The organism is Helicobacter sp. MIT 01-3238, from assembly GCF_003364135.1.
In the GTDB taxonomy this organism is placed as follows: Bacteria; Campylobacterota; Campylobacteria; order Campylobacterales; family Helicobacteraceae; genus Helicobacter_B.
Genome location: NZ_NXLN01000012.1, coordinates 38226 through 54671 on the forward strand (window position 1 = coordinate 38226; position 16446 = coordinate 54671).

14 protein-coding genes and 1 pseudogene are annotated in these 16446 nt (G+C 39.5%); 9 read left to right on the forward strand and 6 right to left on the reverse strand.

The window, feature by feature from the left end:
* Positions 1 to 115: 115 nt before the first annotated feature.
* Positions 116 to 2284 (forward strand): M99 family carboxypeptidase catalytic domain-containing protein, encoded by a 2169-nt coding sequence (locus CQA40_RS05475; protein ID WP_258864474.1) that lies wholly within the window; start codon positions 116 to 118, stop codon positions 2282 to 2284.
* A gap of 223 nt (positions 2285 to 2507) precedes the next feature.
* Positions 2508 to 3407, forward strand: a complete 900-nt coding sequence (locus CQA40_RS05480; protein ID WP_115519909.1) for a DUF815 domain-containing protein — start codon at positions 2508 to 2510, stop codon at positions 3405 to 3407.
* 157 nt (positions 3408 to 3564) lie between these two features.
* On the opposite strand, the gene CQA40_RS05485 is transcribed toward CQA40_RS05480, so the two are convergent.
* Complete coding sequence (locus tag CQA40_RS05485; RefSeq protein ID WP_115519910.1) at positions 3565 to 4269, reverse strand: Bax inhibitor-1/YccA family protein; 705 nt, start codon at positions 4267 to 4269, stop codon at positions 3565 to 3567.
* 240 nt (positions 4270 to 4509) lie between these two features.
* Between CQA40_RS05485 and CQA40_RS05490 the strand changes: the two genes are divergently transcribed.
* The gene (locus tag CQA40_RS05490) at positions 4510 to 5883 is read left to right on the forward strand and encodes a glycosyltransferase family 9 protein (protein WP_115519911.1); all 1374 of its coding nucleotides are present in this window, start codon (positions 4510 to 4512) and stop codon (positions 5881 to 5883) included.
* 160 nt (positions 5884 to 6043) lie between these two features.
* Here the strand turns inward: CQA40_RS05490 and CQA40_RS05495 are convergent, their stop codons facing one another.
* The 3 genes from CQA40_RS05495 to CQA40_RS05505 form a co-directional block, all read right to left on the reverse strand.
* Complete coding sequence (locus CQA40_RS05495; RefSeq protein ID WP_115519912.1) at positions 6044 to 7444, reverse strand: histidine kinase dimerization/phospho-acceptor domain-containing protein; 1401 nt, start codon at positions 7442 to 7444, stop codon at positions 6044 to 6046.
* Positions 7416 to 7682, reverse strand: coding sequence for a hypothetical protein (locus CQA40_RS05500; RefSeq protein ID WP_115519913.1), 267 nt, complete (start codon positions 7680 to 7682; stop codon positions 7416 to 7418). Before CQA40_RS05500 ends, CQA40_RS05495 begins: the two co-directional genes overlap by 29 nt.
* Before the next feature lie 196 nt (positions 7683 to 7878).
* A complete protein-coding gene (locus CQA40_RS05505; protein ID WP_115519914.1) occupies positions 7879 to 9678 on the reverse strand; it encodes a glycosyltransferase in 1800 nt (599 codons plus the stop codon).
* A gap of 229 nt (positions 9679 to 9907) precedes the next feature.
* Here CQA40_RS05505 and CQA40_RS11110 point away from each other — a divergent pair, with 229 nt between their 5' ends.
* The 6 genes and pseudogenes from CQA40_RS11110 (at position 9908) to CQA40_RS05525 (ending at position 14431) form a co-directional block, all read left to right on the forward strand.
* Positions 9908 to 10057, forward strand: a complete 150-nt coding sequence (locus CQA40_RS11110) for a hypothetical protein (protein ID WP_181882846.1) — start codon at positions 9908 to 9910, stop codon at positions 10055 to 10057.
* A complete protein-coding gene (flgH, locus tag CQA40_RS05510) occupies positions 10057 to 10869 on the forward strand; it encodes a flagellar basal body L-ring protein FlgH (RefSeq protein ID WP_115519915.1) in 813 nt (270 codons plus the stop codon). The genes CQA40_RS11110 and flgH overlap by 1 nt, the downstream gene beginning before the upstream one ends.
* 98 nt (positions 10870 to 10967) lie before the next feature.
* Positions 10968 to 11102: pseudogene (locus tag CQA40_RS11585) on the forward strand (cytidylyltransferase domain-containing protein); the annotation flags it as partial.
* Positions 11103 to 11168: 66 nt separating this feature from the next.
* The gene (locus CQA40_RS05515; RefSeq protein ID WP_408941414.1) at positions 11169 to 12008 is read left to right on the forward strand and encodes a cytidylyltransferase domain-containing protein; all 840 of its coding nucleotides are present in this window, start codon (positions 11169 to 11171) and stop codon (positions 12006 to 12008) included.
* On the forward strand, positions 12005 to 13408 hold the full coding sequence (locus tag CQA40_RS05520) for a hypothetical protein (protein WP_115519917.1): 1404 nt from the start codon (positions 12005 to 12007) through the stop codon (positions 13406 to 13408). The genes CQA40_RS05515 and CQA40_RS05520 overlap by 4 nt, the downstream gene beginning before the upstream one ends.
* 144 nt (positions 13409 to 13552) lie before the next feature.
* A complete protein-coding gene (locus CQA40_RS05525) occupies positions 13553 to 14431 on the forward strand; it encodes a peptidylprolyl isomerase (RefSeq protein ID WP_115519918.1) in 879 nt (292 codons plus the stop codon).
* Positions 14432 to 14789: 358 nt separating this feature from the next.
* Here the strand turns inward: CQA40_RS05525 and CQA40_RS05530 are convergent, their stop codons facing one another.
* Both CQA40_RS05530 and CQA40_RS05535 read right to left on the reverse strand, forming a co-directional pair.
* Complete coding sequence (locus tag CQA40_RS05530) at positions 14790 to 15566, reverse strand: hypothetical protein (protein ID WP_115519919.1); 777 nt, start codon at positions 15564 to 15566, stop codon at positions 14790 to 14792.
* Between the two features lie 87 nt (positions 15567 to 15653).
* On the reverse strand, positions 15654 to 15914 hold the full coding sequence (locus CQA40_RS05535) for a hypothetical protein (RefSeq protein ID WP_115519920.1): 261 nt from the start codon (positions 15912 to 15914) through the stop codon (positions 15654 to 15656).
* Between the last annotated feature and the right edge of the window lie 532 nt (positions 15915 to 16446).

A 16446-nucleotide genomic window follows, 5' to 3' on the forward strand; every position in this document is an offset into this window, starting at 1 on the left:
TTTGGTGGGCGATATTTTTGTTTTGGCTTTGAGATTTTATTATTTAGCTTACGATATAATTCACGCTTTTATATACTACCATATATGTTTTTTAGATTTTATTTAAGGATTAGTGATGAGGTTATTTGTTTTTTTGATTTTGCTTTGCGCAACAGCTTTTGCTAGCCCACCTAGTAGCACACAGCTGATAAACCCCATAGATTTTAGCCTCATCAAAATGCAAGGGCAAAGAGGCGGGGAAGACGATTTTGCCAAAGCACCTACATTGCTCCTCATAGGAGGGATTCAAGGAGATGAGCCCGGGGGGTTTAACGCCACAAATGTATTTCTAAATCACTACAAAATCACAAAAGGTGGCGTGTGGGTTATCCCCGTGATAAACCCTCACTCTATGCTTCTAAATCATCGAGGGCTTTATGATGATATGAATCGCAAATTTGCCACACTCTCTCCAAAAGACCCCGAAGCCCCACTCATAAATCGCGTAAAATCTATCATTGATGATTCTAGTGTCGATGTGATTTTACATTTGCACGATGGTAGCGGGTTTTTTCGCCACACACACCAAAGCGAGCTACTAAGCCCGAAGCGATGGGGAAACTGCACCATAATCGACCAAGACAAGCTAGAGGGCGTGAGATTTGGCGAGCTAAATGAGATAGCCACACATATCACTAAGCGTATAAATACCAAAATCCTAAAGCCACTACACGAATACCGCGTGCGCAATACCAAAACCCAAAAAGAAGACAAAGAAATGCAAAAAGCCCTTACCTTTTATGCGATAAAGGGTGGCAAAGCCGCTTTTGCAAACGAGGCTAGCAAGACGCTAAATGTCAAAGAACGCGTGTATTATCATCTGCTTGCCATTGAGGCATTGCTTGAGCGGGTGGGTATAGGATTTGAGCGGGATTTTGAGCTAAGTGTGGAGGGGGTGGGAAAAGTCATATATGATAGAAATCTGCGCGTTGGCATAGAGGGTATGCCACCTTTTCCGCTTTTTGATTTGCGAGATGAGATTAGGGGATTGCCACTGCCTGCGGGCAAAAGATTTGAAGCAATAGTGCTAGATTCTCGCGCTAAGATTTTAGGACTTTTGCCAAAGGGCAACTCCTTTACCCTCAAATACGGCAACAACGCTATGACAAAAATAGTGCCAAAGTATGTGGAGTTTGCCAAGCCAAAAGGCATACAAATAATGGCAAATGTCGATAGCAAAAAGCAAAATCTATCCTTTGGCGAAGTAATCAAAGTGAGGGAATCACTAGAGATTGATAGGACGCAATGGAGCGAAAAAGGCTATCAAGTAAAGGTGGTAGGGCAAAAAGCCACCCCAAAATCCTCCACAATCATCATAAAAAAAGAAAATCTAAATCCCCTAGCAAGTATTGATAAAGCAGGCAATCTCTACCGAGTAGAATTCTACACACAATCAAATAACGCCACAGCGGATTTTACTTATCCTGATATGCTTTGGGATACGCTATGGCAAAAGATACGCTATGCCTCGCTAGAATCTGATATATCTACTACAAAAACCCCCGAGACAAAAAACATAGCAAATAAAAAACCTGCCCAAGTCATCGCTTCAAGCGCGTTTGTGCGAAGCGAGCCAAGCGAGCTATCTCCCTCACGCGCAAAAGCACCAAGAGGGCGCAAACTCTATGTGCTAAGCACGCAAAAAGCACTGCAATCAGGGCAAATGGCAAGCCAAATAGGTGGAATCTGGGCTAAGGTGGAGTATGATTTCGGTGGGCGTAAAATCAGCGGATATATCTTAGAGAGTTTGCTAGGGTATGGGGATTTTTCAGTGGATTCTAGTTTGGAAATAATGCAGGCTAAAAAAGATTTTTTAAACGGTGCAACAAGCGCGGTAGAATCCACAAAATCCACAGAATCTAAAAGAGTGGAATCTAAAGTAGATTCTACAAAATCCACAACAAGTGATGGACGCAAGCCCGCCCAAGTCATCGCTTCAAGCGCGTTTGTGCGAAGCGAGCCAAGCGAGCTATCTCCCTCACGCGCAAAAGCACCAAGAGGACGCAAACTCTATGTGCTAAGCACGCAAAAAGCACTACAATCAGGGCAAATGGCAAGCCAAATAGGTGGAATCTGGGCTAAGGTGGAGTATGATTTCGGTGGGCGTAAAATCAGCGGATATATCTTAGAGAGTTTGCTAGGGTATGGGGATTTTGCGCTAGATTCTAGTTTGGGCAGCACTCCAAAGCAAAACATTCCAAAAGAGATTTTTTTGGGTATGATTTTGGTGGATTTTTCGCAGTAGGGATTTTGCAAAGGCTAGATTTTGCGTTTTGCAAGCTAGATTTTGTAATATTTTGTAAGCTATGGTTTTTGCAAGTTGTTTTGCAAATTTTGTTTTTGTGGGGCAGGATTTTGATAAATTTTGGCAGGATTTGTTAGAGTTTGTGAGAGGATTTGAAGCCTGCCCAATAAAAAGCCCTAAAATCTAAGAAAAATTGTGGGTAATTTGGAAGCGGAGGTGCTTTATGGAGTTTTTCTCTCTAAATAGTTTTGAGGAAGTGGATTTTGAGGAGGCAAAAGCATTTGCTTTGCGGAGGTTTGAGGGTGTTTGCTACCTACATAGGATTGTGGATTTTGATAGGGTAGAAAATCTGCTTGGGCTAGATGAGCAGCTAGGGATTTTGAGGGCAAACACAGCTAGCTTTTTATCAGGCAAAGACGCGCTAAATGTGCTTGCGTGGGGTGCTAGGGGCTGTGGGAAAAGCTCTTGTGTGAAGCGTGTGCTAGGTGAGTTTTTGGGGATTTGGGAGGCTAAAACACCTCAAAGCCTTGATAACACAAAAGCCACAAAAATAAGCCACAGCACTCTAAGCCAATCTACCACATTGCGTGTCATAGAGCTTGATAGCAAGGACATTTTGCTCTTACCACTGCTTTTTGATAGCCTGCGCACTAAGCCATATAAGTTTATTATTTTTTGCGATGATTTGAGCTTCCGCATAGGGCAAAGCGAGTATAAAAGTATCAAAAGCGTGCTTGAGGGCTCGCTAGAAAGGAGGGCAAAAAATATCCTGCTTTATGCCACTTCAAATATCCGCAAACTCATAGAAAATGCGGGCGCAGACCATAGTCCAGAGCATAGCATAGTCCAAGAGGAGCTTAGCTTTAGTGATAGGTTTGGATTACAGATTGGATTTTATGATTTTGGGACAAGTGAGTATTTGGCGTGTGTGGAGGAGTATTTGGCAAATATAAAGGGAGTAAAAAAGCTAGATTTAAGGGCACAGCAGCTAGATGAAGCCTCCAAAATCGCTAGGCAAAAAGCATTAAATTTCGCTGCAAAAATGGGTAGCAAAAACGCAAGAATCGCAAAAGATTTTGCATTGCTTGTGGCAAATGGGGTAGAAAAAATCGACAAAATATAGATTTTGCTTTTCCCCCACCTCAATAAACATTTGAAAAAATATTTATCCCCCAAATTTTTGCCCAAATAAAAAGGCTAGGCTTAAAGCACAAATGCCATAAACCTAGCCAACAAAATAGATTCTAACTAGAATCTAAAAAGCCTAAATTAAGTCCTCTTTAGTCATCATTGCCACCGAGTATGCCGATAAGCTGCAAAAGGCTGATAAAGATATTTAGGAAATCTAAATATAGATTTACAGCTGCTAGCACAGGACTATCATAAAGCCCTCGCACGATGTTTTGGGTGTCATACGCGACATATAGGCTAAACAAAATCACGCAAGCCCCAGCGATTAGTGCTTGAAATGGTGTGCTATTTAGGAAAAATACATTTACTAGCGAACATACAAGCACGACAATAAGCGAGATAAAAAGCATTTTGCCCATATTTGCCAAGTCTTTTTTGGTTTTTAGTGCAAAAATACTCATCACACCAAAAACGATAGTCGTCATACCAAGTGCTTGCCACACTGCGCCCAAGCCAGAGCGAGAAATCACATATCCTAGCAAGGGTACGAGTGCTACACCGCTTAAGAAAGTAAATGCAAAAAGCAGTGCTACATTTACCGCAGGTTTTGCACGCAAGAAAAATAGCGCGATTAGCGCAACGATTTCAGCGATAAAGATACCGATGCGATACTCTAGCACAAATGCAAAATTTTGAAATCCTACAAGCGCACCGATAGTCGCTAAAAGCAAACTCGCACCAAAGAATTTATAAGTTGTCTTTACGAAATTTACAAGTGCGCTTTCATCAGCATAAGCGATATTTCCCTCCAAAGTCGCGTTGTTTGTGTTTATGTTTCTGTCATAAAGTGCCATTTTTTCTCCTTTAATCCATTTAGATTTGCAAATAGTTGCACTATTTGCTAGCAATAATTGCGCATATTATGCAATCGCAAAAATTGCGCTAAAATTCTACTCAAAAAAAGATAATACACGACATTTTTTTTGATTTTGGTGGCTTTTGTAGGCATTTTGCGCGGATTTTGTGGTGGCTAGATTTTAGGTGTTTTTGCTATAATTGCGCGTTTTTAAGATTTTGCTTTTTTAAGGATTTTTATGAGTGAAAAACGACAATCCACTATGTCGCCCACTATGCCCTCTAAGCTGACTCTAGGCTTTTTGCACCACTATGGACTTGGAGATAACCTAATGCTACTAAAATCCCTCTACCTTGCCAAAAGGGCTTATAATTGCAGGCTTATCATCTTTGGCAATGCCCTCTTTAAGCAAATCCTAAACTTTGTGGATTTTTTAGATAGCACGGATTTGGTGGTGGATATTTCGCATTTGTGCGAGGAGTCTTTGCCCATAGTTGCTTATCATAAATGCGATTATTTTATCCTCACAAACCCAAAAGCGCACTATATCAGGCTTTTATCCAAACTTGACACACCTATCATCACACCGCTTAAATTCCCATCACTTTTTTGCGCTAAAGCAAAATGTCCGCCACTTGCATTTTTCCTACTATATCGCAAACTACGCGCAGATAATGCTCTTTGCGCACTTGTTAGGATTGTAGATAAAAAAGCATTTGATAGCTTTGTTGCTAATTCTATCGATAGAGCGCAGAATCTAGCAGATTTGGCAAGCAACGATTTAGCAGACAACAATTTTGCAAATAGCGATTTAGCAAGTGCTAGTTGGCAAATGTTTAACTTAGCACACCCAAATCCTTGTGCTCTAGCGGGGGGGGGGCAACACTATAAGCAAAAATCTCGCTGCATAATAGATTTTGAGCGCAAAATGGAGCAGCTAGATACTATCATAAAAGATGAGATAAAACTAAAAGCACCAAATCCAAAAATCGCGCAATCTTTTTTGAGAGAGCGCGTAGAAAACTACATAAAAGATTTGCAAAACAAGACATTGCAAATCAATACACCTACAAATCCCACTTGCACAAAACTTCCACATATCACCCACAACCTACCACACCCCTTTATCATCTGTATAAATCCATTTAGCAATGCTGCCACGCACACTCTGCCTTTGGAAGCGTTTTTGGAGCTTATATCTAAAGTCTTAGCACTGCCAAATGTCTGTGTGCTTCTCATCACTTTTCCTAGTGTGCATAATGAGTTTATGTCCCAAGTGCAGAGCCACCGCGAACTACAAGCACAAAAATCCAAACTCTTTATCTACCAAAACGACAACACACTATCAAACCTAATCGCACTTTTAGGCTTCCAAAGTCTGCTTATAAGCCCAAGCACAGGCACTATTCACCTAGCTTCAAATCTAGGGATAAAAACCATAGGGCTATACTCACGCAAAGACACGACTAGGTGGGCTACACAAGACAAACTCTACACCATAATCCCCAAAGAAAAGTCCCTCCTCACACAAAAGCACTGCGCCAAAATCATTGACAAAACCCTAAGCCAAATCCAAAGCCTTATAGATTCTAATGCGCTAAAGCCTTTTTGAGAGTGTCTAAGAGTAGCAAAAGTGTAAAAAGTAGCCAGAGTAGACAAAATAGCGAAAATGCCAACTAAGATTTCCAAAATCTAGTCAAAAGCATAAAAAGGCGCGATAAACCACGATAAAGCCCAAAATCAAGTCTAAGCCAAAAAATCCAAAACACTACTTAAGCAATCACCATAGAAAAATAATGCCTTTGATTGTGGTAGCTGTATTGCAAACAATATCCGTGCAATGCCAAAATATCGCTAACGATTGATAGCCCAAGTCCGTGTCCGGGCAAGGCATTGTGGACATCATCTCGGACAAATGGCTCGGTGTAGTGATGCAGTGGGTGGGTTAGCGGAGGGGATTTGCTTACCACAGAGATACATTTTGGCAGATTTAGCGTGCTTTTGAGGGCGTTTTTTAGCGTGGGAGAAGCGATAGAATCCTGCAGGGGCTCTAGTTCTAGCGCAAGAGTATAGTTCATATTTCCCCAGCCCACTAGCTTGTTTGTTGTTTTGTCGTTTTTTGTTTCTTGATTTTGGGCTAATGTCGCGCTTTGAGCGCATAGCTCATCGCCGATGATGATTTTTATATAGGGGGATTCATTGTATTTAAGTGCGTTTTCGATAAGATTGCGCAATGCCCTTGCAAGCAGCTCCAAATCGCCTTGTATAGGGAAATTTTCTATCATCTCTAGGCGTATTTTTTCTTCTTCCTCATTGAAGTTTTTTAGCGTTTCAAATACAAGCGTTTCAGCAAAAAATCTGCTTGATTGTAGCTGTATTTTGCCACTATTTAGTCGCTCTAGCTCCAATATATTATCTATAAGCCCTCTTAGCCCACTTATGTGTGGTAGTAGCTTTTGCATATAGGGATATTCTTTTTGAGACACTTCGATAAATAGCCTCATTTTGGTTAGTGGCGTTTTTAGCTCGTGTCCTAGACTTTTTAGGATAAGCTCACGCGACTTTAGCATACGCACGATTTGTTCACTCATCTCATTAAGCATAGCAATAAGCGCACTTATCTCATCTTTTTGCGCATTTGCTTCAAACACATTGCTAGATATTTCTGCATTAAATGATTTTAGCGATTTTTTTAGCTTGCGAAGTGGGCGTAGCAAGCGCAAAACCACTATCCCAAGCAAAACCAAAATCCCCACAAAAACCACGCAAAAAAACAAAAAATCATTGCCCATAACCACGCCATAAGATATAGGGCGAGAAACAATCGTGTGGAATTCCTCGTATTCTAGCTCAAATCCCAGCATTTCTTTGGTGCTAAAAATCATAGAGTGCACCATATCATTTGTGCTTTGATATAGCGTGGCATATCCATTTGGCAGGCTATTTAGCTCATAGAATCCAAACTGCTCTGCTAGCACTTTGGCAGTGGCGAAATCCCCCATAACGATATTTGGCGTCATAGAGTTGATAAGGTAAAATATCTCTATTTTTGAGCGAGAGATTTCGCTATTGTGAAAACTTTTGTCTATCTCATAAGCAAGTGCTATTGCTACGATTATCGCACTCAAAAAAAGAAAGAAAATCTTAAAATAAATGCTTGAGAGGGCTTTCATCTGTCATCTCACTCGTGTTTTTGGATTCATATTTTGCTTTTGTGTCAAGTGTTTGTATCAAGGTTTTTGCACCAAGTTTGGCGGTTTTGGTATTTTGTGGTTTTATTCGCACAAAATTATAGCAAAAATGGAATCTTATGCAATGCCTAAGGACGAGATTATTTATGAGATTTGTCGTGGATTGTTTGTGGTTTTTGAATTGCTTTGCTTGAATTTGAAACGAAGCAAAAGCAGACACAAATCAAATTTGCTTCACAATATGGGCTAAAGCAAAGCAACTAGAGCAACAAAAAAAGCAAATAAAGATTATTTTATTGCTCCGTATTGCCTAAAGCATTGCGACACTTTTTATTGTTTTGCATTGCCTCATAATTATGCTTTGTTTTGCTTTACCTCTGTGTGTGCTTAAAATGTAAGGAATTTTGTGGTTTATTTTATTTTTCCTTTTTGTTTTTATGTCCCAAAAGTATTTTTTCTACACATTTTTGAGCTTTTTGATAAAAAGCATTTTTGTAAAATTCATAGTCTTTTTTCCAATCTTTTGGCAGATATAGCACTTCAAAATTCCCACCATAATTCCCACAAGGGAACAAAAACTCATCTGTATAAGCAAAAAATCCCAAAGTATCAATCCCTAAATTATCAGCTATATGGATATTGCCTGTGGATAGACTTATGCAGAGATTTACCCTACTTGTTAGTTCTACTAGATTTAGTAAATCATCGTTATTTACAAATACTTTGATATTTTCCTCTATAAACGGCTCAAACTCATAGCCACTACCACGAAAGTTCATAAAGACAAACAGGGCTTTATCAAATTTTTTGGCTAGATTTTTAGTAAGACTTATCCAATCATCTATTGCAAGGTTATATTTTGCGCTAGATATACCAAAAGGACTTATAGCGATGATTTTTTCATATTTTTTAGCATCACCCAAAAATTCATCTACAAAAATCTTATTTTGCCTATCAGTTTGGATTCGTATAGGCAAACTTTTTAGTTCAAATTTGTTTATATTTTTATCATACTTTAGAGTGTCTATCATTCTTACCAAATCCAAACATCGCAAAATCTCAAGCCTTTGGCTTCTTTTGATATGTTTTGGGTGTATAAAGCGTGAGGAAAATATAGAGTGCAAATGCCTCCAAGTGATGATTTTAGGGCATTTGCTTTGTTTGGCAAGTTTTATGTTTACGCTACTTCTGTGCCCAAGAAGCAAGGCTTCAACCTCATTTTCATCGACAACTTTGGCAAAGTCTTTTATCTCAAAATCCACCCCCTCAATGATGAATTTGTCTATAAAATTAAAATTACGACATAGACTTGCACCGATTTTATTAGTGATTAGGATAAATGTCGCTTGTGGATAAAGCTGTTTTGTGAGATAAAAAGCTGGAATACTTGAGATAATATCCCCCACACCAAGCCTCCTATCAAATGCAATCACTTTGGGTTCTTTTTTATCCTTGCTTAGCTCATATAGCTTCGCATAACGAAAAAACGCACCAAGCGCGTTTAGCAAGGCTACTATGAAGCCTTTATATCCGTATAAAAACCCTTTTCGCAAAAAGTAATCTTTGAAAAACACAAAATGCAATCGCGCAAATGCTGCAAAAAAGCTCGTTTTTTTACCGTTTTTTAGCTTTTCTTGTGCTGATTGGCTTGTGTAGCGATTCATTTTGGCGATGATGTTATCAATATTTGCAAAGGCATAATGCCTTATCGCGCCTTTTAGGTGAATCTTTTGTGCATCTTTTGGAATCATCACGCTTTCGTGCACTGCATTATCATTAAAGCGCGTGAAATTTTTATTAAAAATGCGCCACACAAAGTCGGGATACCATCCACACGCCTTTATCCACTCGCCATTGTAGAGATTTTTGCGTGGCAGGGCGTAGATATGATTTGGCTCTAAGTGTAGCGCGTTTATCTCGTGCAACGCGCTAGATTCAAGCACTTCGTCGCTATCAAGCGAGAGAATCCACTCATTTTTTGCATAGCTCACGCACAAGTTTTTGAGCGCACCAAAGCCGATGAATTCGCTTTGTTTCACACGCAAATTTTTATAAGCCGCATTAAATTCTTGCGCGATTTGTAGCGTCCTATCCGTGCTTCCATTATCCAGCAAAATAATCTCATCAAAATCCCGCACAGATTCAAGGCATTCTGCTAGCGTTTTTTGCGCATTTTTTACAATGATGCAAACAGAGATTTTGCTAGCATTATTCATTCTATACCTCGCGTGTAAAGTAATAAAATCTACATAAACTTAGAGATGACTTTAAAAATCTGCATTATACAAAAATAAGCCAAATTAAACAAACCTAAGCGCAAATAAGCACCACCAAACCCCAGCAAGTGCAAAATAGTCAGGTGCAAATAGCAAAGATAAGCGCAAGATAATGGAATAAGTTTTGCTAAACCTTAGCCAATGTCGTAGATAGGGCAAATGCGAATAAATGGCAAGTAACAAAGAGTATGCCAAAAAGCTAAGCAAGACGCTACAAAAACCAAAACACCACAACCCAAGAATATCAAAAGCAAAATCAAACAAAACCACCAAGCAAGAAAAGCCTAAAAAATACCAAAAACACGAAGGAGTGTCATAATGAGAGTGCAAATCAAAGGAAGTGCCAAGCCACACACAAAATCCACTAAGCCAAGTCAAATCCACACAGCAAAATCTACAAAACCTCAAGTATTTATCGCTTTTATCCCCGCTTTTTTGGGGCTTTTGGGATTGTGTGGGCTACTAAGCTTGTGTGTGGCGTTTGACCCGCAGATAGATTTCAATCCCCCTGATTATGTCGAGGAAATGCCAAGTAAAGAGTTTTTGCCCGCACCCACCCAAGCAGGTAGTCTTTTTGGGCAAGGAGAGCGACCGCTGTTTGCCGATAGACGCGCTATGCGACCAAATGACTTAATCACCATAAACATAGATGAAAACTCCACCGCCTCCCTCTCTAGCTCCAAAAACTACACCTCTACGAGCAATGGAGCGACAAACGCACCAATCCTAAACTACAACGGCACAGATGAGGACATCGCCAAAGACACCCAAGAGCTAAACAACACAACGAACTATTCCTTGCAAAAAACCACTGATAATTCGACATTTAACGGTAGCGGTGCGCAAAGTCGCAATGACGCGCTGAAATTTTCTATCACGGCTAGAATCCTAAAAGTCCTAGAAAATGGAAACTACTTCGTTTATGGACACAACGAAGTGCTAATTGATGGCGAAAAACGACTTGTTACTATAAGCGGGGTAATCCGTCCTTATGACATACAAAGGGACAATACTATCTCATCAAAGTATATCTCTGACTCCAAAATCTCTTACTTAAGCGTAGGCTCTATCGGGCAGACAAACCACAAAAAAGCTGGCTCAAAAGCTGTGGAAAATGAATTTCCTTTTTAGCTTAATTTAAGTATTTGGCAGTTTTAAGAAGTAAAATGCTTGCAAAAGCACTTACAAAGTAGTAAAGAGTAGCTAAAAATTTAAGAGGTTATTAGATTTTGGATAGTCTTAAGCCTATTTGCATTATCCCCGCGCGAGGTGGTAGCAAGCGAATCCCTCGCAAAAATATCAAGTCATTTTGTGGGAAGCCTATCATTGCCTACTCCATACAAAACGCCCTAGAATCCAAAATCTCTAGCGCAGGTTTTGGCATAGATTTTGGCGCGGATTCCCAAGTGGATTTTATAGCAGACTTTGAAGTGGATTTACAAGTAGACTCAAAAACAAAATCCAAAAAGCATTCCAAGAAAGAATCCAAAACAGAATCAAAGACGGATTCAGAAAAAGATTGTGCCACACACCAAACCTCACACCAAAAATCCCTTCTTTCTGCTATGCCACTTTTTTCTACCGTAGTGGTTAGCACCGATGATAAGCAAATCGCAAAAATCGCTCAAAAATACGGCGCAGCTGTGCCTTTCCTCCGTCCTAGCAATCTAGCAGATGACACCACTGCGACACTCCCCGTGATAGCTCACGCGCTAGATTGCTTGCGCTCTTTAGGCGTAAGCATAAAAGATGATACACCTATATGTGTGCTATATCCTACCGCGCCACTTATCGATTCTAGCGATATTTTGCGGAGTTTTGAGGTGTTTTTGTGCTCCAAATGTGAATATGTGTTTTTTGCAAATGAGCTGCCAAAAAACCCATTGCGTGGCTTCACGCTAGAATCCACACAAAATATTCAGCACAAATGCACTCCAAAATCTAGCACAAAAACTAGCACGAAAACTTCTAGCGTAGATTTTGCCGATTCTAGCACGCTTTGTGGCACACCACAAATGCTTTTTAGCCGCTATCAAAATGTGCGCTCCCAAGACTTACCACCTGTATATGTCGATGCTGGCGTGCTTTATTGGGGCAGGGCTAGCTCATTTTTGGCACAAAAGCCGATATTTTCTAGCCACTCACGCGCTATCGCACTAGAGCCCTCCCGCTCCCAAGACATAGACACGATGAGTGATTGGCAGCTAGCAAAAAGAAAATTTCTAGCCAAAGCTCCACAACGCACCAAAAATAAAAAGCCTAAAAAATGACTACAAAAAATGCTGTGGTGCTTACAAGCTGGGGAAAAAACGCAGGTGGCGGACACTTGCTCCGCACAAAAAAGCTAGCAAAACTTCTGCAATCCCACACACAACACCGCACAAAGCATAGCAAAATTGATTTTGCCTTTCTAAATAGCGAGACGCAAAGCAATACCCATAATGACAAACATAGCAAAAAGACTAAGACTTGGCAAGATATAAGCGAGTTTCGCGCTATCATCGCAAAATATCGCTTCATCATCATTGATAGCTATGAAGTGCAAAATAAGCATTATCAAGCCCTTTTAAGCGAGCTAGAATCTAGTGATTTAGGCAAAAAAGATTTTTGCAAATCTATTTTAATCCTTGATGATGGGATTGGGTTTTTGCACTTTGTGGCACAGACACTGCGACAGGGCAAACATACACCACAAAATCTCTCAAAACTTAGCAATGCTTTACTCCACATATTTGTGCTAAATGGTGCTCTTGGGAGCGAAAAATTATTACGCGATTTTATAAAAAATTTTACAAAAGATTTTGTAGCAAACTTATCTTGTGAGCTAGATTTTAGAGCTGATTTTGCAAAATCTAGTGAGAAGTTATTGAGTGATTTTATAAAAAATAATGTCTTTTATGGGGTGAAATATTTTGTAGCAAATGCGGATTTTGACTTCGCTAGAGTGGGCAAAAAAAAGCACATAAAGCATATTTTGCTTACATTTGGAGCGAGCGATACACAAAACTACACCCAAAAAACCATAGACGCACTAAGCCAAATAATCAGCACTCAAAAAAAGCATATCTTTGGCTCTAAAGTTTGCGCTCATATCGTTCTTGGTAAGTTTTATCCCCACCACCTTGAGCCAAAATCTATCAATACCAAAAGTGCCACAAATCCTACAAAAATAACGCATAAAATCTATCAAAATCTATCCCCAAAAGATTTTGCTAGGGTAATGAAAAACTGCGACATAGCCATAAGTGCTGGCGGGCAAAACATCTATGAAATCGCCCAAAGCAAACTGCCACTTGTGATTATCCCAACGGCTACAAATCAGCTCGCCCAATCTAGCGCGTTTGCAAAGAAAAAAGCGGCGATTTTGCTTTGTTCCCAAAATCAAGCCAATCTAAAAACTTCAAATCCCACAAAATCCCCCAAAAGTCCAAAAAGCCAAAAATCCCAGCCTCCCCAAAAATCCATAGGAGAAACCACAAAAAAAAATAAAGCCCTAAAAAACACGCTATCATCTGCCTTGCTGCAAGATTTACCACTGCAAGCACAACTATCACAAGCCCTGCTCGCCCTCACTCCTAAAAATCGCGTAAAGCTAAGCCAAAATCTGCAAAAACTACAAATAGGAAAATCCACCAAAAAAATAGCACATAGATTTTTCACATTTTGCTAGCACACTAGCCAAACACACATTGGGCACATATCACACACGCAAAAAACTTGAAAATTTACAAAAAAGCGATAAAATCCACAGATGTGTTTTTATAATTTGTGTTTTCACAAAATCTATACACAAAATCTACTTAGGAGTGTCTAAATGGCAAAACAAACAAGCGCAAATAGCGCAAAAGTAGCGACAAAAGTCGCAAGTGTAGCAGTAGCACTAGGGCTAAGCCTAGCAAATCTAGCAGTAGCAAAAGTGCTTGCCACAGTCGATGGGGTGCAGATTACAGAAGCGGACTTTGATGAGATAAAAGCACAAAATCCCTCATTTGAGTTTAGCAAACTTACCAAAGAGCAAAAACAAGAGCTTGTAAATCAAGCGGTAAATAATGTCCTAATCGCCAAAGAAGCGCAAAAAAGTAGCCTTGATAAAAGTGCGGAATTTACCCAAGCCTACAACAAAATCACAAAGCGCATAAAAGACAATCTTTTGGTAAATATATGGGCACAAAAAGAGGTGCAAAATATCGCTAGCAAAGTAACGGTAAGCGACCAAGAAGCAAAGGCGTTTTTTGATAGCAATAGCGCACAGTTCTCCAAGCCAAATGTCCACGCACGACATATCATCGTAAAAACAGAATCCGAAGCAAAAAAAGTCATTGATGAGCTAAACAAAACTCCTAAGAACAAGGTAGAGCAAAAGTTTATCGAAATAGCAAATAAGCAAACTATCGACCCGGGCAACAAGCAAGCTCAAAACGGCGGGGATTTGGGTAACTTTAGCAAAGACCAAATGGTAAAGCCATTTTCTGATGCGGCGTTTGCTATGAGTGCGGGCAACTACTCCAAAACCCCTGTAAAGACAGACTTTGGCTATCATATCATCTATGTCATTGACAAGGCGGATAAATATGACTTTGAGAAAATCAAAGAGGCTATAAAGCAAATGATAACCGAGCAAAAGGTAAGCGAAGAAATGCAAAAAAAGGTTGATTCACTTCGCGCTAAAGCAAAAGTGCAACTATCTCTTTAGGATTTTCTAAGTATTTTATAAGCGCGTTAGTGTGGGCTACTAGCGCGTGTTTTTCTCATCTCTTTAGTGTATCTTTCATCTGTGCTTCTTTCATTTAGGGGATTCATCACATTTTGCGTGATTTTTATGCAAAGATTCTAGCTTTTTGCAAACAATCTAGAATCTCTAGGCTTTGCAAATCTACACTCAAATCCGCTTGTAAATTCACTTACAAATCCGTTTATGAATCTAGGCTTTGCAAAGCCATAGTTTTACAAGTCCTTGTGCAGTGTAGATTTTATGTGGCATAGATTTTCAAATGATTTCTTGCCACACCCAAAATCTAACGCTGCCTATCACTCTTACCCCCAAACACTACCTAAAATCTAACGCTCATAAACCCAAATCCCATTTCAAGCATTCCTATTATGTTTGTTGTCGCAGGGTAGTTTAGAGAAGTGCCACCATTTGCGCTGATAGGTTTTGAGGCACTTAAGTCTTGATATTTTCCCACAAAGCGCAAATAGTATGAGTATTTCTCGCTAGCAGCATAAGAAAAGCCGATATGTGCCTTTGCCCCATAGCTGTATCCACTCATTGTGGATTGTTTATCATCGCCTGTTTGCCCAAACCAATAATATCCTGCAAATATGTAGTTATAGCTTGCGCCGTATTCTATGGCAAATCTATTTGTAGTAGGGATAATCCCCTCTAGCCCTATCCCAGCAGAAAATAGCGCATTGGTGTAGCCATTTTCTCTGTTGATTTTAGAGCTATATCCCTCGCCGATTAAGTCTATATTGAGATACAGGGGGTATTTTTTGGTGGCGATATTTATCCCAAGTCTTGGGTAAAGCTCCCAAAAAAGTGCCAACTCATTTTTCACAGAAGTGTGATTGGCTTTGAAGTTTTTGCTATCACTATTGCCAGCCCCTGCAAGCCCTCCCACAGAGAATCGCACCCTTTTGCCCTCCGTAGAGGTTATCCCTACATTCATACTTAGGTAGCCACCTAAGGTTTGTGTTTTTCCCTCTTGGACTTGTGCATATTGCACACCCATTCCTAGTCTAGCAGGCTCTTTTGGACACTCGGCAGGATTTATAGCGCAAAAAGCACCCATATAAGCCGCCGCATAAGTAGCTGAATACGAAACCATTTTTAGTCCTTTTAGTTATAAATAGTAATCGCCCAATGGCTTTTATAACCATTGGGCTATGTAGAGTGATGATGTTGGATTTGTGATTTAGAAGAGTCTAAATATTTCACCTAATATTTTAAGAAATCCTCTCCAACTCCACGCTTCACCTTGAGTAGCTTTTAGCTCATCTTCGTCCAAAACAACGATATTTAGTTCTTTTTGCTTGTCGGTTTTAAACAAAAAGTCCATATCAGATTGTTGCAAGACCTCTTTATGTTGTGAAGCTTGGTTTTGCACCACCTCTGCAGATAGGGAGCTAAGTCCCAAAGCCAAAGAAACCATAAAAACTAAGGACAACTTTTTCATAGTTGTATCCTCCTTACATAAAATTTGCCACCTCATAAGAAATGTTTAAGAATATATGTATTCTTTGTCAATTCTTTGGGTGGCGAGTAGATTATAAAAAAACAAAAACACCTTGTCAAGTAAATCTCATTTTAATTCCTATAAAAACTCAATTATGTTACGATATTTCACAAAAGTATATAAAAAATTGCGTAAAAATGATGAAAATGATGTGTTTTTTATGTTTTATCGTTTTTTTACTTGACTTAAAAAAAGACTTAAAAGTGAGAAAATCTAACCAACTCTTGCTAATGACAAAACCATAGAGAATGCAAAAGTGTCTTGTATATTGCGCTATTTTTTAGATACTTTGCTACGCTTGCAAATCATTGTAGTTTTTTGGATTTCGCTATCATATTAAGCGTTTATATCATTGTCATATTGAGCTTTTTGCAAAAAAGCGAAATATCCAAAAATACCTATGCAAAATTTGTAGTTTTTAGATACTTCAGTTTCCCTACAAAGCCTAACATAACAAACAAACTAACCCAAA